The 18827-nt window shown below is 49.8% G+C and carries 21 protein-coding genes; 18 read left to right on the top strand and 3 right to left on the bottom strand.

Annotation, left to right across the window (positions count from 1 at the left end; all coding sequences use genetic code 11):
* Window positions 1–318: 318 nt before the first annotated feature.
* The gene (locus OOJ59_RS17795; RefSeq protein WP_160956284.1) at window positions 319–711 is read right to left on the bottom strand and encodes a YdeI family stress tolerance OB fold protein; all 393 of its coding nucleotides are present in this window, start codon (window positions 709–711) and stop codon (window positions 319–321) included.
* 131 nt (window positions 712–842) lie between these two features.
* Between OOJ59_RS17795 and OOJ59_RS17790 the strand changes: the two genes are divergently transcribed.
* The 4 genes from OOJ59_RS17790 (at window position 843) to OOJ59_RS17775 (ending at window position 3413) form a co-directional block, all read left to right on the top strand.
* Window positions 843–1346 carry a hypothetical protein gene (locus OOJ59_RS17790; RefSeq protein ID WP_160956285.1) on the top strand — a complete coding sequence of 168 codons (504 nt, stop codon included), beginning with the start codon at window positions 843–845 and terminating at the stop codon, window positions 1344–1346.
* 9 nt (window positions 1347–1355) lie between these two features.
* The gene (locus OOJ59_RS17785; protein WP_038640925.1) at window positions 1356–1802 is read left to right on the top strand and encodes a DUF421 domain-containing protein; all 447 of its coding nucleotides are present in this window, start codon (window positions 1356–1358) and stop codon (window positions 1800–1802) included.
* Between the two features lie 10 nt (window positions 1803–1812).
* Window positions 1813–2328 (top strand): 2-oxo-tetronate isomerase, encoded by a 516-nt coding sequence (locus OOJ59_RS17780; protein WP_233600349.1) that lies wholly within the window; start codon window positions 1813–1815, stop codon window positions 2326–2328.
* Between the two features lie 176 nt (window positions 2329–2504).
* Window positions 2505–3413, top strand: coding sequence for an SDR family oxidoreductase (locus OOJ59_RS17775; protein ID WP_160956287.1), 909 nt, complete (start codon window positions 2505–2507; stop codon window positions 3411–3413).
* A gap of 95 nt (window positions 3414–3508) precedes the next feature.
* Here the strand turns inward: OOJ59_RS17775 and OOJ59_RS17770 are convergent, their stop codons facing one another.
* Both OOJ59_RS17770 and pspF read right to left on the bottom strand, forming a co-directional pair.
* On the bottom strand, window positions 3509–4153 hold the full coding sequence (locus OOJ59_RS17770; protein WP_038640920.1) for a quinolone resistance pentapeptide repeat protein QnrB12: 645 nt from the start codon (window positions 4151–4153) through the stop codon (window positions 3509–3511).
* A gap of 82 nt (window positions 4154–4235) precedes the next feature.
* Window positions 4236–5225 carry a phage shock protein operon transcriptional activator gene (pspF, locus tag OOJ59_RS17765; protein ID WP_160956288.1) on the bottom strand — a complete coding sequence of 330 codons (990 nt, stop codon included), beginning with the start codon at window positions 5223–5225 and terminating at the stop codon, window positions 4236–4238.
* 155 nt (window positions 5226–5380) lie between these two features.
* Here pspF and pspA point away from each other — a divergent pair, with 155 nt between their 5' ends.
* The 14 genes from pspA (at window position 5381) to OOJ59_RS17695 (ending at window position 18820) form a co-directional block, all read left to right on the top strand.
* Window positions 5381–6049 carry a phage shock protein PspA gene (pspA, locus tag OOJ59_RS17760; RefSeq protein ID WP_003020532.1) on the top strand — a complete coding sequence of 223 codons (669 nt, stop codon included), beginning with the start codon at window positions 5381–5383 and terminating at the stop codon, window positions 6047–6049.
* A gap of 54 nt (window positions 6050–6103) precedes the next feature.
* On the top strand, window positions 6104–6328 hold the full coding sequence (gene pspB, locus OOJ59_RS17755; protein ID WP_038640917.1) for an envelope stress response membrane protein PspB: 225 nt from the start codon (window positions 6104–6106) through the stop codon (window positions 6326–6328).
* Window positions 6328–6687, top strand: coding sequence for an envelope stress response membrane protein PspC (gene pspC / locus OOJ59_RS17750; RefSeq protein WP_004193243.1), 360 nt, complete (start codon window positions 6328–6330; stop codon window positions 6685–6687). Before pspB ends, pspC begins: the two co-directional genes overlap by 1 nt.
* An 8-nt stretch (window positions 6688–6695) precedes the next feature.
* The gene (gene pspD, locus OOJ59_RS17745) at window positions 6696–6926 is read left to right on the top strand and encodes a phage shock protein PspD (protein WP_038640914.1); all 231 of its coding nucleotides are present in this window, start codon (window positions 6696–6698) and stop codon (window positions 6924–6926) included.
* A 191-nt stretch (window positions 6927–7117) separates the two neighbouring features.
* A complete protein-coding gene (locus OOJ59_RS17740) occupies window positions 7118–8800 on the top strand; it encodes a sugar phosphorylase (protein WP_268063446.1) in 1683 nt (560 codons plus the stop codon).
* Between the two features lie 13 nt (window positions 8801–8813).
* On the top strand, window positions 8814–10106 hold the full coding sequence (locus OOJ59_RS17735) for an ABC transporter substrate-binding protein (RefSeq protein ID WP_085048114.1): 1293 nt from the start codon (window positions 8814–8816) through the stop codon (window positions 10104–10106).
* 20 nt (window positions 10107–10126) lie between these two features.
* Complete coding sequence (locus OOJ59_RS17730) at window positions 10127–11008, top strand: carbohydrate ABC transporter permease (protein WP_038643191.1); 882 nt, start codon at window positions 10127–10129, stop codon at window positions 11006–11008.
* On the top strand, window positions 10995–11837 hold the full coding sequence (locus tag OOJ59_RS17725; protein ID WP_038640909.1) for a carbohydrate ABC transporter permease: 843 nt from the start codon (window positions 10995–10997) through the stop codon (window positions 11835–11837). The genes OOJ59_RS17730 and OOJ59_RS17725 overlap by 14 nt, the downstream gene beginning before the upstream one ends.
* A 27-nt stretch (window positions 11838–11864) precedes the next feature.
* Window positions 11865–12917 carry a zinc-dependent alcohol dehydrogenase gene (locus OOJ59_RS17720; protein WP_069324992.1) on the top strand — a complete coding sequence of 351 codons (1053 nt, stop codon included), beginning with the start codon at window positions 11865–11867 and terminating at the stop codon, window positions 12915–12917.
* Window positions 12918–12933: 16 nt separating this feature from the next.
* The gene (locus OOJ59_RS17715; protein WP_038640905.1) at window positions 12934–13722 is read left to right on the top strand and encodes a sugar phosphate isomerase/epimerase family protein; all 789 of its coding nucleotides are present in this window, start codon (window positions 12934–12936) and stop codon (window positions 13720–13722) included.
* Between the two features lie 10 nt (window positions 13723–13732).
* Window positions 13733–14788 carry a Gfo/Idh/MocA family protein gene (locus tag OOJ59_RS17710; RefSeq protein ID WP_137351428.1) on the top strand — a complete coding sequence of 352 codons (1056 nt, stop codon included), beginning with the start codon at window positions 13733–13735 and terminating at the stop codon, window positions 14786–14788.
* The gene (locus tag OOJ59_RS17705; protein WP_268063445.1) at window positions 14785–17058 is read left to right on the top strand and encodes a glycoside hydrolase family 65 protein; all 2274 of its coding nucleotides are present in this window, start codon (window positions 14785–14787) and stop codon (window positions 17056–17058) included. Before OOJ59_RS17710 ends, OOJ59_RS17705 begins: the two co-directional genes overlap by 4 nt.
* The gene (gene pgmB / locus OOJ59_RS17700) at window positions 17059–17727 is read left to right on the top strand and encodes a beta-phosphoglucomutase (RefSeq protein WP_038640899.1); all 669 of its coding nucleotides are present in this window, start codon (window positions 17059–17061) and stop codon (window positions 17725–17727) included.
* A gap of 10 nt (window positions 17728–17737) precedes the next feature.
* Window positions 17738–18820: an ABC transporter ATP-binding protein gene (locus OOJ59_RS17695; protein ID WP_038640897.1), complete on the top strand. Its 1083-nt coding sequence runs from the start codon at window positions 17738–17740 to the stop codon at window positions 18818–18820.
* Window positions 18821–18827: the final 7 nt, after the last annotated feature.

Raw genomic sequence — 18827 nt, 5'->3', positions numbered from 1 at the left:
GTTATATATAAAGAAGCTATCTTACTAATACTTAATGACATTTGCCATTACCGTTTGTGTTTGGGGGCTGCAGGGTTGATAACCGCGAATTCAACATCGCCAGTTGGTCAAAATTCATACCTGCTATCCACTTTGCATATCCTCTATTAGTTATCTTAGCATTTTCATGGCACCTCTGACTCGCTTAAACGCCGGATTCAATGGCGGGAGGTGTCTGACGGGAAAAATGAGTCTGTTGTGTGGGAGGAATGTCTGCAGAATCAGAGGAAAATAAACAAGAATGAGGCGGGAAGAGTGAATATCTTCCCGTATGTCGAATTACTTCTGGATTTTATTAACGCGTACCACCGGCGGTTGCATTTTAGCGTCAAGGCTACCGTTAATCCTGATCATTTGATCGGGTTTTACCGTTCGGCCATCAAAGACGGCAAGCGGAATAAGCGTATTGATCGTGCCGGTTTTGTCACGGAAGATAAACTTATCTCCTCCTTGATCCTCAATGAGATTACCCCGTAAAGAGATAGTCGCTCCGTCATGCATAGTTTTAGCTTGTTGGACGGTCATGATTCTTGCATCTTCAGTGCCGCGATATCCTTCATCCAGTGCGTGGGCAGGTGGCGGGGCGGTATCTTTTTTCAATCCACCATTATCATCGGCAAACGCTGATGGCAATAAAAAAGAACACAGTAAGGGGGCGAAAGATATTTTCATAGAGCCTCCATAGAAATTGATTTGACTTATTAAGTTTGGTTGCTATTTATTAATCTGGCGAGTGGGATAAGTCTCAAATGATAATTTTTCAATAAAACAAAGGATTGGTGTGATATAAGCGAGGCGGTGAAATGAACAGAGAGAAAGCCCATTTGCAAGGAGTGAAAGAGAGTCAGCGTTTTCTGAATTTTGAATCAGGCTTTCACAAGATTGGTTTTATCTGTTTGCTCTGCATTGTTTTACTTGCTACGGCGGGAGCGTTTTCCGGCGGGTATTTAAGTGAGGTAACGAGAAAAAACACCTTAAACACAACAGAGTTACAATTCGAAAAATTTGGTCGTTTGCAAACGGAATTTCAATTTAAAATCTCCGGACAGAAGCATGATTCTGTGAACATGACGTTGCGCATTGGCGGCGATTTCAACAAATTTTATGAGATGGAAAATATTTGGCCGCAGCCAGACAGCATGTACAGCAAGGGTAACGATCTTTACCTTGTCTACAATGATTCTGAAGCAACGCAGGATTTTACTGTCTGGCTGCAGGTTACGCCCGTGAAGCCAGGAAGTGTAATGAGTTTTCTCCAGCTAAATGGCGAACCTGAAATCCGCTTCAGACAATTTATTTATCCTTAGGAGGTGGGTATGGAGATGGTCTTCCGGGCATTAGCCATTTACCTTATTTTGCTGGTGGTTTTCAAAATAGCCGGTCGCCGGGCATTGTTACAAATGACCAGCTTCGATCTGATTTTATTACTGATTATCAGTGAAGCAACTCAGCAAGCCTTATTGGGTAATGATTTTTCGCTGACCGGCGCCATGATCACGATTGTCACACTGGTTACTATTGATATTCTGTTTGGTTTTATTAAGAAAAAGGTAGGTGGGGCAGAATCTGTACTGGATGGCTCTCCGGTTATCCTGCTTGATCATGGGATCCCTTTATTGGATAAAATGAAGAAAGTGGATGTTTCTCTTGACGATATATTAGTCGCAGCACGACAAAATCAGGGGATTACCGAATCCAGTAAAATCAAGTATGCCATTCTGGAACGTAACGGACATATTTCTGTCATTCCTGAAGAGAATTAGCGAGGCGGTAATGAACACGGAGTACAATGACGCAAAAACATGCAATGAACTGACGAAACGGGTTGCAAAAACGCTTATTGATCGCGGTTTAACGTTGACTACCGCAGAATCTTGTACAGGAGGAAACTTGGCCGCCGCGCTTTGTGCACAGGCGGATACCGCAGAATTTTATGATATCGGCGTTATAACCTTTAGCGATCGCGCCAAGCAGAAAATGCTCGGCGTACGGGCCAGTACGCTGGAGAAATATAGCGCCGTTAGTGAGCAAACGGTCAGTGAGATGTCTGTAGGGATACGTGAGCAAGCCGAAACCGACATCAGTATAGCCATTAGCGGATATGCGGGGCCGGAGGGTGGGGAGGATGGTACTCCCGCAGGAACGGTGTGGTTTGCGTGGAATTTCCGCGGGCGGATAAAAACAAAACGGGAATATTTTTCCGGGGATTGCCAGGACGTTATAGAAAAGGCGGTACGTTTTAGCCTGGCGGTATTGGTTGAAGAAGTTTCAGTCTGGAAGAACAAATAAATAAACCAGGACTTATCCGAGTAAATATCTCAACGCAATGTGAAGTTATCATCGTAAGGACCAGGTTAATATTTGGCAAAAATTAAGTTGTGGGTAAATTATAAAGGTCATGTCATTCATTTTGTTCTACGCTTATTAGTCTTTGCGATGAATGATGACTCATGAGAGGTGATTGAATGACTGACCTAAATAAAGGAAAACAGACCACCAATAAAACTAATTCAGAACGTTTTCCGCAGCCGCCTTTTCCACATCAAAAACAACCTTTTCCGGGTCTGGCTGGAAAAATGCAACCGCGTCCCGATCATGGCGAAGAAAGCTACCAGGGAAGCGGCAGGTTAAATGGTCGCAAGGTATTAATTACCGGAGGTGACTCAGGTATTGGGCGTGCTGTTGCCATTGCTTATGCCCGCGAAGGCGCCGATGTCGCGATTAATTATTTACCTGAAGAAGAGGACGATGCGCGTGAGGTTGTCGAATTGATAAAAAAAGCAGGGAGAAAAGTCGCGGCGATTCCCGGTGATATTCGTGACGAAACTTTCTGTAACCATCTGGTAAAACAGGCGGTAGAAGCGCTGGGAGGGTTGGATATTCTGGTGAATAACGCCGGTCGTCAGCAATTTTGCGAATCGATCGAAAACCTCACCACAGAAGAGTTTGATGCGACATTCAAGACCAATGTCTACGCCATGTTTTGGATCACCAAAGCGGCTGTTCCTCATTTCTCACGAGACAGCGTGATTATTAACACCTCGTCGGTACAGGCTTATGAGCCAAGTGAGATCCTGCTTGATTATGCTCAGACCAAGGCGGCGATAGTGGCATTTACTAAATCGCTGGCAAAGCAACTGGCACCCAAAGGGATCCGTGTGAATGCTGTCGCGCCTGGACCGTACTGGACGGTATTGCAGTGTTGCGGCGGCCAACCACAGGAAAAAATTGAGAAATTTGGCGCAAATGCGCCGCTCGGTCGGCCAGGCCAACCGGTAGAAATTGCCCCTCTGTATGTCACTTTAGCGGCTGAAGAAAACAGCTATACATCCGGTCAGGTATGGTGTTCTGACGGGGGGACCGGAACTCTCTGACGTCTATGTTCGCTGAGTCGAAACGTCCGCGCGGGAAAGCCAGAGCGGACAATACTGTTTAAGGGCAGGGGGCGGCAGGCACCGCTCTCTGAATATTAACCAATGACAGCGATGCCAAGACGTTCCAGGATCAACGATGCCTGGTAGCTGTCAAGTTTGACGCCTTGCAAATCAACACCCCGGACATCGAGATCGCCCAGTTCTGAATTGGTCAAATCACAGTGCGTAAAGTTTGCGGCCCGCCAGTCGAACGACGAAAACTCACCGCCGGAAAGATCCGAACCACTGAACGTCGCCCCCAGTACCTGAGTACCCATCCAACGGTTTTCCCACAGCTCGCACTTTTCCAGTACGACTTTTGAAAAGTTGGCGTAGCTTAAGTTGGTATTGGTGATATAGGCGCTACAAAACCAGGTGCGTGTGGTAATCATATTCATAAAGCTTGCGCCGCGAAAATCTGAACCTTGTGCGCGGCAGTGGCGAATTTCGATTCCCAGCGCGCTCACATTCCTGAAATCCGCCATGGAGAGATCACAACTTTTGAAAATGGCATCTTTCAGGATAGCGCGACTAAAATTACACCCTTTCTGGCTTTCTCGATCATAGAACTGGCAGCCAATAAACTCAGTGCCGCTGAGGTCGGCGCCCGAAAAATCACAGTTGAAAAATGTGCTATTTTCAACTTTCGCACCAGTGAATCTGTTTCTGTCAATTTTTTCGCCAACTAACGCCAGAGTCATCATGATTAACCTGTTTTTTTATACAGTAATTGCATCATGGTAAACTGTTTTAACCCTCGCGTCCAACGTCTGCCCCTGTACGCTAAATTTGGTGTTTCTTGAGTAACGCACGGAGCTGATGGTAGGTCAGACCTAATAATTCAGCGGCTTTTTTCTGATTAAATTTCGCCTGCTGTAAGCTGCTTTGCAAAAATTCCTTCTCCTGCTGCTGTTGGAATTCACGCAGATCCAGCGGTAAGGTTACGGATGCAGGTCTGGTTTCCTGCGCCTGCGGCGGTGTGGTGTGACGCCTGAACGGGTCAATCACAATCTCATTCAGCGGGTATTCGCTGGTCCCGTGCCGGTAAACCGAACGCTCCACGACGTTTTTCAGCTCACGAATATTGCCCGGCCAACGGTAGTGGAGGAGCGTTTCTTTGGCCTCGTCGGTGAACCCTGGAAACAACGGTAACCCGATCTCACGGCACATCTGAATGGCAAAATGTTCAGCCATTAACATGATGTCGCTTTGACGTTCGCGTAACGGTGGGAGTTGCACCACATCAAAAGCCAGACGATCCAGCAGGTCCGCGCGGAACGTGCCTTCACTTACCATGCGCGGCAGGTCGGCATTGGTTGCGCAAACCAGTCGTACGTTGACCTGCAACGGCTGGCTACCGCCGACGCGTTCCAGTTCTCCGTACTCAATAACGCGCAGCAGTTTTTCCTGTACCAGCATCGGGGCGGTCGCCAGTTCATCAAGAAACAGCGTGCCGCCATCGGCGCGTTCGAACCGACCCGGATGACGTTTCTGCGCGCCAGTAAAGGCGCCAGCTTCGTGACCAAAAAGTTCGGAATCGAGTAAATTTTCGTTGAGCGCCGCGCAGTTAAGTGAAATAAACGGGCCTTGCCAGCGGGTGGAGAGATAGTGCAGGCGGTTGGCGATAAGCTCTTTCCCCGTACCGCGTTCCCCAATGACCAGCACAGGTTTATCCAGCGGCGCGAGATGAGAAACCTGCTCCAGAACTTCAATAAAGCTGTTCGCTTCGCCCAAAAGATTATCTTTGTATCCTGCCATGATGAAATTCACCATTTGTTAGTGTTATTCACCAATTTACCCTATTTATCCCGGCAGGTAAAATTGGATATTTTCAAATAATTCAATAGATTAAAAAGTTGGCATGCGAAGTGCATTAGAACAGCAGCAGGGCATTGCCCGATATCAGAACAGTAAGTGAGGATTACATTATGGGTATTTTTTCTCGTTTTGCCGACATCGTGAACGCCAACATTAATGCGTTGCTGGAAAAGGCTGAAGATCCGCAGAAGCTGGTGCGGTTGATGATCCAGGAAATGGAAGACACGCTGGTTGAAGTGCGCTCAAACTCCGCACGCGCGCTGGCAGAAAAGAAACAGTTATCGCGTCGTATCGAACAGGCCAGCGCCCAACAGGCAGAGTGGCAGGAAAAAGCAGAGCTGGCGCTGCGCAAAGAGAAAGAAGATTTGGCGCGTTCTGCGTTAATCGAAAAACAGAAACTGACTGACCTGATTGCCTCCCTGGAGCATGAGGTAACACTGGTTGACGATACGCTGGCGCGCATGAAAAAAGAGATTGGTGAACTGGAAAACAAACTTAGTGAAACCCGTGCTCGTCAGCAGGCGTTGATGCTGCGCCATCAGGCGGCAAGCTCTTCCCGTGATGTTCGTCGTCAACTGGACAGCGGCAAACTGGATGAAGCGATGGCGCGCTTTGAATCTTTTGAGCGCCGAATCGATCAAATGGAAGCTGAAGCTGAAAGCCATAACTTCGGTAAGCAGAAGTCTTTGGATCAGCAATTTGCTGACCTGAAAGCAGATGATGAAATCAGCGAGCAGTTGGCGCAATTGAAAGCCAAAATGCAGCAAGACAAGCAATAATAATATCTGGCGGTGCCCGAACGCGCCGCCGCTCATCACCTGTAAGGAGTACTCATGAGCGCGCTATTTCTGGCCATCCCGTTAACCATCTTTGTGCTGTTCGTCTTACCGATTTGGCTCTGGCTGCATTACAGCAATCGTTCCAGTCGCGGCGAGCTGGCGCAAAGTGAACAACAGCGTCTGGCTGAACTTAACCAGGACGCACAGCGGATGCGTGAGCGCATTCAAGCGCTGGAAGACATCCTTGATGCTGAACATCCAAACTGGAGGGACCGCTAATGGGGGGCGTTAATCTGAACAAAAAACTGTGGCGTATACCGCAGCAAGGCATGGTGAAAGGGGTTTGCGCGGGTATTGCGCATTATCTCGATGTTCCTGTGAAACTGGTGCGGATCCTGGTGGTGCTGTCCATCTTTTTTGGTCTGGCCTTTTTCACCTTTGTCGCCTACATCGTACTGACGTTTGTGTTGGATCCGATGCCGGACAACGTGGTTTCCGGAGAACAGCAGCCATCAAGCGGTGAGTTGTTGGATGCTGTCGATCGTGAGTTGGCTGCAAGTGAAAAGCGTTTGCGTGAGATGGAGCGTTATGTGACATCTGATACCTTCACATTACGCAGTCGCTTCCGCCAATTGTGAGGTTAAAAATGAATAATCGCTGGCAACGTGCCGGGCAAAAGGTAAAGCCAGGCTTTAAAATAGCAGGTAAGCTGGTGCTGTTGACTGCGCTGCGCTATGGCCCGGCTGGAGTAGCAGGGTGGGCCGTGAAGTCCGTGGCCCGACGTCCGCTAAAAATGTTGCTGGCGTTAGTACTTGAACCTTTGTTGAGCCGGGCAGCGACAAAATTGTCGAAACGCTATTCAGGTAATCAACCCTGATATCCGAAACAGCAAAAGCAAGCAACAATTAATCAACATTCCCTCAGTTAATTTGCGGCAGCTCACAAATACGATTTTTTGGCTGCCAAAATTCTTTTATAACCCCCCTCCAGGCCACCTCAGCTGATTGACAGCTTATTTCCGGCAGAGTAGTCTCTTGCGTCATGGGACCGCTACCACGAGAAATGAAGGTGAACCAAAAAATCCAAAAATGTCTGAGTGAAGTCTATGGCGACACATTTTCTTCACTTCACTATGAAGCGCTGGTTGCGCGTTTAGAAAAATCACAAAAATTAATTAAAAAAAGCCGTAAAGCGCATTGGGATGAAGGTGATGTCGTTCTGATCACCTACGCCGATCAATTTTACGCGGAAGATAAAAAACCGCTGCCAACGTTTAATCAGTTTTATAATGAATGGCTTAAGTCGACATTTTCTCATGTGCATCTGTTGCCATTTTATCCGTGGTCATCGGATGATGGTTTTTCAGTAATTAATTACTATCAGGTTGCCGAAGAAACCGGTGACTGGAATGATATTAAGCAATTAGCTGAATCCAGTCGACTGATGTTTGATTTTGTTTGTAACCATATGTCAGCTAAAAGCAAATGGTTTAATAACTATTTGCAACAGCTTGACGGTTATGAAGAATTCTTTATTGCGATGGATCCTGATACGGACCTGAGCAACGTCACGCGCCCACGTGCATTACCGTTACTGACCCCGTTTACGCTGAAAGATAATACTGTGCGTCATCTCTGGACGACATTCAGCGACGACCAGATCGATCTCAACTATGCCAATCCATTGGTATTACTGGCGATGGTCGATGTACTGCTGAGTTACCTGGAGCAGGGCGCTGATTATGTCCGCCTGGATGCGGTTGGTTTTATGTGGAAAGAGCCAGGGACAACCTGTATTCACCTGGAAAAAACGCATCAGCTTATCAAACTGTTCCGCGCTATTGCTGACTGCGCGGCACCTGGTACGGCGATTATTACTGAAACGAACGTTCCGCATAAGGATAACATTTCCTATTACGGTAATGGCCGCGATGAGGCGCACATGGTGTACCAGTTCTCGCTGCCGCCGTTGGTGCTGCATGCGGTGCAACGCCAGGATACAACGACATTGTGTCAGTGGGCGCAATCACTGGAACTGCCATCGACTGAGACCACATGGTTTAATTTCCTCGCATCGCATGACGGAATTGGCCTCAACCCGTTACGGGGCCTGTTACCTGAAGATGAAATCATGCGACTGGTGACGGAATTACAACAGGAAGGCGCCCTGGTTAACTGGAAGAATAATCCTGATGGTAGCCGAAGCCCGTATGAAATTAACGTAACCTATATGGATGCGTTAACGCCGGGTAATAGCAGTGATGCTGAAAGATTTTCCCGCTTTATACTTGCCCATGCCATTTTGCTGAGTTTTCCTGGTGTGCCAGCGATTTATATTCAAAGTATCCTCGGATCGCGCAATGACTATGAAGGTGTGGAAAAACTGGGTTATAACCGGGCGATCAACCGTAAAAAATATCATATAAGACAAATAGAAACGGAACTGGCCGATGAAACTTGTTTGCGTCACGCCATTTACCATGAGTTATCCCGATTAATTGTTCTGCGGCGTAATAACAAAGCATTTCATCCTGATAGTGATTTTAAGATTAACAGTGTTACACCGGCCGTTATGCAAATTAAACGTAGGGCAGAGACAGGCGAAGAAATTACTGGTTTATTTAATATCAGCGCTCAGACACAAACCATTAATATTGATATTGAAAATGGATTTGATTTGATTAGCGAAGAAAGTATTTCGGGTAAGGAATTAACGTTACACGCCTGGCAGGTTATGTGGATTAAGAAATAAAAAGGAACATTCCATGCTTAAAGCTAAAATTGTGCTGATTTCAGCACTGGTGTCCTGCGCCCTGGTTACCGGGTGTAAGGATGATAAAAAATCCTCTGTCGCGATTGAATTTATGCACTCTTCTGTAGAACAGGAGCGGCAGGCGGTTATTGCCAAACTGATTGAGCGCTTTGAAAAAGAGAACCCCGGTATCAGCGTCAAACAGGTTCCTGTTGAAGAGGATGCTTACAACACCAAAGTGATTACCCTCGCACGTAGCGGTTCACTTCCTGAAGTCATTGAAACCAGCCATGACTACGCGAAAGTCATGGACAAAGAATCGCTTATCGATCGCAAAGCGGTGGCGCAGGTCATCAACGGTGTGGGTGAAGACGCGTTTTATGATGGCGTACTGCGTATTGTGCGTACCGAAGATGGCTCTGCATGGACCGGGGTACCGGTTAGCGCCTGGATTGGCGGGGTCTGGTATCGCAAAGATGCACTGGCAAAAGCAGGGCTGGAAGAGCCGAAAGACTGGCAGCAACTGCTCGAAGTGGCGCAGAAGTTAAACGATCCGGGCAGTAAAAAATATGGTATTGCGCTACCTACGGCGGAAAGCGTATTGACCGAACAGTCCTTCTCTCAGTTCGCGCTCTCTAACCAGGCTAACGTTTTCGATGCGCAGGGAAAGATCACGCTCGACACGCCGGAGATGGCCCAGGCGTTGCAGTATTACCGCCAGCTTGCGATGAATACCATGCCGGGATCTAACGACATCATGGAGGTCAAAGACGCTTTCATGAACGGCACTGCGCCGATGGCTATTTATTCCACCTATATCCTCCCGGCGGTGATTAAGGAGGGGGATCCTAAAAATGTTGGTTTTATGGTTCCGACGGAAAAAACGTCTGCCGTCTACGGCATGTTGACATCGCTGACCATAACCGCAGGTCAAAAAACCGAAGAGACAGAAGCCGCAGAAAAATTTGTCACCTTTATGGAGCAGGCCGACAACATTGCTGACTGGGTGATGATGTCCCCTGGCGCTGCGCTCCCGGTCAATAAAGCAGTGGTGAATACCGCAACGTGGAAAGATAACCCCGTTATTAAAGCACTGGGTGAATTACCCGATCAACTGATTGCCGAACTGCCGAATATTCAGGTGTTTGGCGCAGTCGGCGATAAGAACTTTACCCGCATGGGCGACGTTACGGGTTCCGGTGTCATAAGCACCATGGTGCACAACGTCACGGTAGGAAAAGCCGATCTTTCAACGACGATGAAGGCAAGCCAGACCAAACTGGATGACCTTGTTGAACAGCGCTAATGGGGAAATGGAAAGCCGTGATGAATAAGTTCTTCTCAGGTCGATCGGATATGCCATTTGCCATGCTGCTGCTGGCGCCCAGCTTGCTCTTGCTGGGTGGTTTAGTCGCATGGCCGATGATATCTAACATCGAAATCAGCTTTATGCGTCTGCCGCTTAATCCACAAATTGAGTCAACATTTGTCGGCTTGAGCAACTATATCCGTATCTTAACCGATCCCGGATTCTGGCATTCGCTGTGGATGACGGTCTGGTATACCGCGCTGGTTGTTGCCGGGAGCACGGTGCTGGGGCTGGGAGTGGCGATGTTTTTTAACCGTGAGTTTCGTTTGCGAAAAACGGCGCGCTCGCTGGTGATCCTCTCTTACGTAACGCCATCAATTTCGCTGGTGTTTGCCTGGAAATACATGTTCAACAACGGCTACGGCATTGTGAACTACCTCGGCGTGGATCTGCTGCATCTGTACGATCAGGCGCCGCTGTGGTTCGACAATCCCGGCAGCAGCTTCGCATTGGTTGTACTTTTCGCCATCTGGCGCTACTTCCCGTATGCCTTTATCTCATTTCTGGCGATTTTGCAGACTATTGATAAATCGTTGTATGAGGCGGCGGAAATGGATGGCGCGAACGCCTGGCAACGGTTTCGTATCGTCACGCTGCCAGCGATCATGCCGGTGCTGGCGACCGTAGTCACCCTGCGTACGATCTGGATGTTCTATATGTTCGCCGATGTTTATCTGCTGACCACCAAAGTCGATATTCTCGGGGTCTATCTCTATAAAACGGCTTTTGCATTCAATGACCTGGGTAAAGCGGCCGCTATTTCTGTCGTCCTCTTCGTCATCATTTTCGCTGTTATCCTGCTGACCAGAAAACGGGTGAACCTCAATGGCAACAAATAAGCGCACGCTTGGCCGCATCGGCTTTTACTGTGGATTAATTGTCTTCCTCGGTATCACGTTATTTCCGTTTTTTGTGATGCTGATGACCTCATTTAAAAGCGCAAAAGAGGCGATTTCGCTGCATCCCACGCTGTTACCTCAGCAATGGACGCTGGAACATTACATCGACATTTTCAACCCGATGATCTTCCCGTTTGTTGACTACTTCCGTAATAGCCTGGTGGTATCGGTCTCGTCATCGGTGGTGGCGGTGTTTCTCGGCGTCCTCGGAGCGTATGCGCTGTCCCGCCTGCGTTTTAAGGGACGGATGACCATCAACGCCAGCTTTTACACGGTGTACATGTTCTCGGGGATTTTGCTGGTGGTGCCGTTGTTCAAAATCATTACGGCCCTCGGCATTTATGACACCGAAATGGCGTTGATTATCACCATGGTAACCCAAACGCTGCCGACAGCCGTGTTCATGTTGAAAAGCTATTTCGACACCATTCCGGATGAGATCGAAGAAGCTGCGATGATGGATGGATTAAATCGTCTGCAAATTATCTTTCGCATCACCGTGCCGTTGGCCATGTCTGGTCTGGTTTCGGTCTTTGTGTACTGCTTTATGGTCGCGTGGAATGACTATCTGTTTGCCTCGATTTTCCTCTCCAGCGCCAGCAATTTTACCTTACCGGTCGGTCTGAACGCGCTGTTCAGTACGCCTGACTATATCTGGGGACGCATGATGGCCGCATCGTTGGTTACCGCATTGCCGGTGGTCATTATGTATGCGCTTTCCGAACGTTTTATTAAGAGTGGTTTGACCGCAGGCGGCGTGAAAGGCTAAGCGGCCAGTTTAATTAAGGAGTTGTAAATGAAGAAGTTAGTTGCCACCGAACCGCGTGTTGCAGCGCTGGTGGAATATGAAGACAGAGCGGTATCCGCCAATGAAGTGAAAGTCCGCGTACGTTTTGGCGCACCCAAACATGGCACTGAAGTAGTCGATTTCCGCGCTGCCAGTCCGTTTATTGATGAAGATTTTAACGGCGAATGGCAAATGTTTATGCCGCGTCCGGAAGGGGCGCCGCGCGGAATCGAGTTCGGTAAGTTCCAGCTTGGCAACATGGTGGTGGGCGATGTCATTGAGTGTGGTAGCGATGTGACCGATTACGCTGTCGGCGACTCTGTCTGCGGATATGGTCCACTGGCAGAAACGGTCATCTTTAATGCCGTGAACAACTACAAACTGCGCAAAATGCCAGAAGGGAGTTCGTGGAAAAATGCCGTGTGCTATGACCCTGCACAGTTCGCTATGAGCGGTGTGCGTGATGCCAATGTGCGCGTCGGCGACTTTGTGGTCATCGTCGGGTTAGGGGCAATTGGCCAGATCGCCGTGCAACTGGCTAAGAAAGCGGGAGCGTCAGTGGTGATTGGCGTGGATCCGATTGCCCATCGTTGTGATATCGCGCGTCGCCATGGGGCTGATTTCTGTCTGGACCCGATTGGCACTGACGTGGGCATGGAAATTAAAAAGCTGACCGGCAAACAGGGCGCAGATGTGATCATCGAAACCAGCGGCTATGCGGATGCGCTGCAATCAGCGTTACGCGGGCTGGCCTATGGCGGCACCATCTCCTATGTCGCCTTCGCTAAGCCTTTTGCCGAAGGATTTAACCTGGGCCGTGAGGCGCATTTCAACAACGCCAAAATTGTCTTCTCCCGCGCCTGCAGTGAACCAAATCCAGATTATCCGCGCTGGAATCGCAAGCGCATTGAGGAGACCTGCTGGGAACTGTTGATGAACGGTTATCTGAACTGTGAAGAACTTATCGACCCGGTAGTTACCTTCGCCAGCAGCCCGGAAAGCTATATGCAGTATGTCGATCGCCATCCGGAACAAAGCATCAAAATGGGCGTGACGTTTTAATTAAGGAATGCAGAAAATGAAAATCGGAACACAGAATCAGGCTTTTTTCCCGGAAAATATTCTCGAGAAATTCCGTTATATCAAAGAGATGGGTTTTGATGGTTTTGAAATTGACGGCAAATTGCTGGTCAACAATCTTGAGGAAGTGAAAGCGGCGATCAAAGAAACAGGTCTGCCCGTGACCACCGCCTGCGGGGGCTATGACGGTTGGATCGGTGATTTTATCGAAGAACGTCGTTTGAATGGTTTACAGCAGATCACCCGCATTCTTGAAGCGCTGGCCGAAGTCGGCGGGCAAGGGATTATTGTCCCTGCCGCCTGGGGCATGTTTACCTTCCGCCTACCGCCGATGACCTCTCCGCGTAGCCTGGAAGGTGATCGTAAAGCCGTCAGTGATTCATTGATTTATCTCGATAAAGTCGCTGAACGTACGGGCACGGTGGTGTATCTCGAGCCGCTCAATCGCTATCAGGATCATATGATCAACACCCTGGCGGATGCTCGCCGCTATATCGTGGAAAACAACCTGAAGCATGTGCAAATCATTGGTGATTTTTACCACATGAATATCGAAGAAGACGATATGGCGCAGGCGCTGCACGATAATCGCGATCTGCTGGGTCACGTGCATATTGCGGATAACCATCGTTATCAGCCGGGGAGCGGTACGCTGGATTTCTCTGCGCTGTTTGACCAACTGCGTGAAGATAATTATCAGGGTTACGTAGTGTATGAAGGACGGGTACGGGCGGAGAACCTGCCGGAAGCATACCGTCAGTCGCTGGCCTGGCTGCGTACCTGCTAAGAGGATATCCGTGAAAAGTGCACTGACAAGCGCTCCGCTACGTGTCGCCATTATCGGCGCCGGGCAGGTAGCGGATAAAGTTCATGCTTCGTACTACTGCACCCGCAACGATCTGGAACTGGTGGCTGTCTGTGACAGCCGCCTGTCACAGGCGCAGGTGCTGGCAGAGAAATACGGTAATCCGCAGGTTTGGGACGATCCGCAGACGATGTTACGCGAAGCAAAGCCAGATATCGTCAGCATCTGTTCGCCCAATCGTTTTCATTATGAACACACCATGTTGGCGCTGAACGCTGGCTGCCATGTGATGTGCGAAAAGCCCCCCGCCATGACGCCAGACGAGGCGCTGGAGATGTGTAAAACGGCGCGGCGGATGGGAAAAGTACTGGCATATGATTTTCACCATCGTTTCGCACTGGATACCCAGTTGCTTCGCGAACAGGTGATGGCAGGCGCGCTGGGCGAAATCTATGTCACTAATGTCCGCGCTTTGCGTCGCTGCGGCGTACCCGGCTGGGGTGTTTTTACCAACAAGGAACTGCAGGGCGGTGGGCCGCTGATTGATATCGGTATCCATATGCTTGATGCCGCGATGTATGTGTTGGGCTTCCCGGCGGTAAAGCGTGTTAACGCGCACAGCTATCAGCGTATTGGCACACGTAAGAGCAGCGGCCAGTTCGGGGCATGGGATCCCGAGACGTACACCGTTGAGGATTCTCTGTTCGGCACGATCGAATTTCATAACGGTGGGATCCTGCGTCTTGAGACCTCTTTCGCGCTGAATATTCCTGAACAATCGATTATGAACGTCAATTTCTGCGGCGATCTTGCCGGGGCGACCTTATTTCCGGCGCAGGTCTATACCGATCGTGACGGGACGCTGGACGTGCTGTTCCAGCGCGAAATAGCCGATGACAATCGTCATTTTCGCAGCATGGAGGCCTTCGTGAATCACGTTCAGGGCGAGCCTGTCGCTATTGCGGACGCAGAGCAGGGCGTCGTTATTCAACAACTGGTTGCCGCACTGTATGAATCGGCTGAAACAGGAACATATGTAGACTTATGACGAAGCCAGTAATGCTAACCGAACCGGCTTTTTGCCCACACAGCCTCAACAAATATGCGTCGCTGATGACGCTTGGCAACGGCTATATGGGGATTCGCGCCAGCCACGAAGAAGCCTACACCTTACAAACTCGCGGCATGTATCTGGCGGGACTGTATCACCGGGCGGGGAAAGGTGAGATTAATGAACTGGTTAATCTGCCTGATGTGGTGGGCGTGGAGATCGCGCTTAATGGTGAGATTTTCTCGCTAACCAGCGGTGTGATTGAGTGCTGGCACCGTGAACTGAATTTTGCCAGCGGAGAATTACGCCGTACCCTGGTCTGGCGAGCGCCCGGCGGCGCACGTTTCGCTATTGAGAGCCGGCGGTTTGTCTCGGCGCAAAAACTGCCGCTGTTTGCTATGGAAGTTGCCGTTACCCCGCTGGATGGTGATGCGAGCATTGGCATCTCAACCGGGATTGATGCCACGATCACCAATCATGGACGTCAGCATCTGGATGAAACGCAGGTCCGGGTATTTGGTCAGCATCTGCTGCAAGGCATTTACACCACCCAGGACAATCGCAACGATATCGCGATCGCGACGTTTTGCGACGTAGACGGTGCGGCGCAGCGCTGCTTCACCGCCAAAGAACGTCGGTTGTTACAACACAATAGCGTGCAGGCGAAAACCGGACAACGCGTTACGCTGACGAAAATTAGCTGGATAGACTGGGCGAGCGAGCGCAGCCTGTCGCTGGAAACCTGGGCACGCCAGTCGCTACGTAATCTGGAAACGTGCGCCCAGCAGGGATACGATGCGCTGCTGGCAGAGTCGACCGCTAACTGGCATGCCTGGTGGCAAAGCCGTCGCGTTCAGGTCACCAGTAATGATATGAGCGATCAGCGAGCGCTGGATTATGCGCTCTATCATTTGCGTGTAATGACGCCAGATCACGATGAGCGCAGCAGTATTGCGGCGAAAGGTCTGACAGGCGAAGGATATAAAGGCCACGTTTTCTGGGATACCGAGGTCTTTCTGTTACCGTTCCATCTCTTCACCGAGCCGAAAACCGCAAGAAGTTTATTACGTTACCGCTGGCATAATTTGTCGGGCGCACGTGAGAAAGCCCGCCACAATGGTTGGCAGGGGGCGCTGTTTCCCTGGGAGAGCGCGCGCAGCGGTGAGGAGGAGACGCCTGAATTCGCGGCGATCAACATCCGTACCGGGCTGCGGCAGAAAGTGGCCTCCGCACAGGCTGAGCATCATCTTGTGGCGGATATAGCCTGGGCGGTGATTAATTACTGGCATGCCACCGGGGATATGAACTTTATGTCCCGTGAAGGTATAACGCTGCTTCTGGAAACAGCGAAGTTCTGGATCAGCAGAGCCGTTATGGTTAATGACCGTTTAGAGATCCACAATGTAATTGGCCCGGATGAATACACAGAGCATGTGAACAACAATGCGTTCACCAACTACATGGCCTGGTACAACGTGGAGCAGGCGCTCGGTTTTGCGCGTCGCCTGGGCTGTAGCGATGAGACCTTTATTCACCGTGCTGAGCATTTTTTACGCCATCTGTGGCGACCGGAAGCGTTGTCTGATGGCGTGTTACCTCAGGACGACACCTTCCTGAGCAAACCGGTTATCGATCTGTCCAGTTACAAAGCGAAAGCGGGCAAGCAGACGATTTTGCTCGATTACTCCCGCGCAGAGGTCAATGAGATGCAAATTCTCAAACAGGCCGATGTGGTGATGCTGACCTATATGCTGCCGGAGCAATTCAACCCGCAAACCTGTCTGGCGAACTTGCGCTTTTACGAGCCGCGCACCATTCATGACTCGTCTTTGAGTAAGGCTATCCATGGGATTGTGGCTGCGCGTTGTGGTGATTCAGAGCAGGGGTATCGCTTCTGGCGTGAAGGATCGCTTATCGATCTCGGAGACGATCCACATAGCTGTGATGACGGTATTCACGCAGCGGCGACGGGGGCCATCTGGCTGGGCGCAATTCAGGGATTTGCTGGCGTGAATGTTCGCCACGGGGAGTTACATCTTGCCCCTGCATTGCCTGACCATTGGCAAACTCTCTCTTTCCCACTGCGTTGGCAGGGCGTTGATATGCACGTGACTATCAATAAAGCAGAGATCCGCATTAGCAGTACTGAGCGTATTACCTTGTGGGTTAATGGCGAAAAGATCGCCGTCCAGGGGGCGTCAGCGATTACCTATGACGGTATTATTACGTCTATTTATGGGACCGCTACCACAAAAAAGGGACGATGAATGATACTCAAACCACAGGCCATCATTTTTGATTTGGATGGCGTGATTACCGATACCGCGCATCTGCATTTCCTGGCGTGGCGGCAGGTAGCCGACGAAATAGGGATTGCGATTGACGAAGCATTTAATGACAGCCTGAAAGGGATTAGTCGTGGCGAGTCACTGCAGCGTATTTTGCACCACGGCGGAAAGGCGGGGGAGTTTACTCCCGAGACTTGCGCACAATTGGCTGAGAGAAAAAATCGTCTGTACGTCCATTCTTTGCGCCAGTTAACGGTTAACTCGGTATTGCCGGGGATTCGCGAGCTGTTAATGACGTTACGGGAAGAGCGGATTCCGGTGGGGCTGGCCTCCGTGTCGCTCAATGCGCCCACTATTTTACAGGCGCTTGATCTTAGCGCTTGTTTTGACTTTTGTGCGGATGCGGCGCTGATTACCCGTTCGAAACCGGATCCGGAGATTTTTCTGGCTGCCTGTGCGGGTCTTGGCGTTGACCCGCAGCAGTGCATTGGCATAGAAGATGCTCAAGCAGGCGTGGATGCGATCAACGCCTGCGGCATGCGCTCTGTTGGCATCGGTACGGGGCTGAACGGGGCAAACTTGCAGCTCCCTTCAACCGAATTTCTGACGTGGCCGTGCTTATCGGCTTTCTGGCAACACGACAAGTAAAGGATTCAACATGGCACAGCTTTCGTTGCAACATATTCAAAAAATTTACGACAACCAGGTGCACGTCGTTAAAGACTTCAATCTGGAAATCGAAGACAAAGAGTTTATTGTTTTTGTTGGGCCTTCCGGTTGCGGGAAGTCTACGACGTTGCGCATGATCGCCGGCCTGGAAGAGATCAGCGGCGGCGATCTGCTGATTGACGGTAAACGGATGAATGATGTGCCGGCGAAATCGCGCAATATTGCGATGGTTTTTCAGAACTATGCGTTGTACCCGCACATGACCGTCTATGACAATATGGCGTTTGGCCTGAAGATGCAGAAAATTGCTCCGGCGGTGATCGAGGAGCGCGTTAACTGGGCGGCGCAAATCCTTGGCCTGCGCGATTATCTGCAGCGTAAACCTGGCGCGTTATCCGGCGGTCAGCGCCAGCGCGTGGCGCTGGGACGTGCGATTGTTCGTGAGGCGGGGGTCTTCCTGATGGATGAGCCTTTATCGAATCTCGATGCCAAACTTCGCGTGCAGATGCGGGCAGAAATTAGCAAACTGCATCAGAAACTGAATACCACCATGATATATGTTACCCATGATCAAACCGAAGCCATGACGATGGCGACGCGTATTGTGATTATGAAGGATGGCATTGTTCAACAGGTTGGCGCACCGAAAACGGTGTATAACCACCCGGCAAATATGTTCGTCGCTGGATTTATTGGCTCGCCAGCCATGAATTTTATTCGTGGCGCGATTGATGGTAATAAATTCGTTACCGAAACGCTGAAGTTAACCATTCCCGAAAATAAATTAGCACAGCTAAAAGCGCAGGGTTATGAGCATCAGGCCGTTACGCTGGGTATTCGTCCTGAAGACATACATCCGCAGCCTAATAATGAAAATAATGTATCAGCAAAAATTAGCGTCGCAGAATTAACAGGCGCTGAGTTTATGCTTTATACCATCGTTGGGGGGCATGAGTTAGTGGTCCGTGCTGGGGCAGTGAATGATTATCACGCAGGAGAAAATATCACTATTCATTTTGATATGGCGAAATGCCATTTCTTTGATGCTGAAACTGAAGTGGCTATTCAATAAAATTTCG

Source organism: Citrobacter sp. W9, from assembly GCF_026719375.1.
GTDB lineage: Bacteria > Pseudomonadota > Gammaproteobacteria > Enterobacterales > Enterobacteriaceae > Citrobacter > Citrobacter werkmanii.
This window is presented reverse-complemented; position numbering and strand designations above follow the sequence as displayed.

Bases quoted from the DNA above. Each gene is read 5' to 3' on its own strand.
- OOJ59_RS17795 (WP_160956284.1), bottom strand. From the start codon at position 711: ATGAAAATATCTTTCGCCCCCTTACTGTGTTCTTTTTTATTGCCATCA.
- OOJ59_RS17790 (WP_160956285.1), top strand. From the start codon at position 843: ATGAACAGAGAGAAAGCCCATTTGCAAGGAGTGAAAGAGAGTCAGCGT.
- OOJ59_RS17785 (WP_038640925.1), top strand. From the start codon at position 1,356: ATGGAGATGGTCTTCCGGGCATTAGCCATTTACCTTATTTTGCTGGTG.
- OOJ59_RS17780 (WP_233600349.1), top strand. From the start codon at position 1,813: ATGAACACGGAGTACAATGACGCAAAAACATGCAATGAACTGACGAAA.
- OOJ59_RS17775 (WP_160956287.1), top strand. From the start codon at position 2,505: ATGACTGACCTAAATAAAGGAAAACAGACCACCAATAAAACTAATTCA.
- OOJ59_RS17770 (WP_038640920.1), bottom strand. From the start codon at position 4,153: ATGACTCTGGCGTTAGTTGGCGAAAAAATTGACAGAAACAGATTCACT.
- pspF (WP_160956288.1), bottom strand. From the start codon at position 5,225: ATGGTGAATTTCATCATGGCAGGATACAAAGATAATCTTTTGGGCGAA.
- pspA (WP_003020532.1), top strand. From the start codon at position 5,381: ATGGGTATTTTTTCTCGTTTTGCCGACATCGTGAACGCCAACATTAAT.
- pspB (WP_038640917.1), top strand. From the start codon at position 6,104: ATGAGCGCGCTATTTCTGGCCATCCCGTTAACCATCTTTGTGCTGTTC.
- pspC (WP_004193243.1), top strand. From the start codon at position 6,328: ATGGGGGGCGTTAATCTGAACAAAAAACTGTGGCGTATACCGCAGCAA.
- pspD (WP_038640914.1), top strand. From the start codon at position 6,696: ATGAATAATCGCTGGCAACGTGCCGGGCAAAAGGTAAAGCCAGGCTTT.
- OOJ59_RS17735 (WP_085048114.1), top strand. From the start codon at position 8,814: ATGCTTAAAGCTAAAATTGTGCTGATTTCAGCACTGGTGTCCTGCGCC.
- OOJ59_RS17730 (WP_038643191.1), top strand. From the start codon at position 10,127: ATGAATAAGTTCTTCTCAGGTCGATCGGATATGCCATTTGCCATGCTG.
- OOJ59_RS17725 (WP_038640909.1), top strand. From the start codon at position 10,995: ATGGCAACAAATAAGCGCACGCTTGGCCGCATCGGCTTTTACTGTGGA.
- OOJ59_RS17720 (WP_069324992.1), top strand. From the start codon at position 11,865: ATGAAGAAGTTAGTTGCCACCGAACCGCGTGTTGCAGCGCTGGTGGAA.
- OOJ59_RS17715 (WP_038640905.1), top strand. From the start codon at position 12,934: ATGAAAATCGGAACACAGAATCAGGCTTTTTTCCCGGAAAATATTCTC.
- OOJ59_RS17705 (WP_268063445.1), top strand. From the start codon at position 14,785: ATGACGAAGCCAGTAATGCTAACCGAACCGGCTTTTTGCCCACACAGC.
- pgmB (WP_038640899.1), top strand. From the start codon at position 17,059: ATGATACTCAAACCACAGGCCATCATTTTTGATTTGGATGGCGTGATT.
- OOJ59_RS17695 (WP_038640897.1), top strand. From the start codon at position 17,738: ATGGCACAGCTTTCGTTGCAACATATTCAAAAAATTTACGACAACCAG.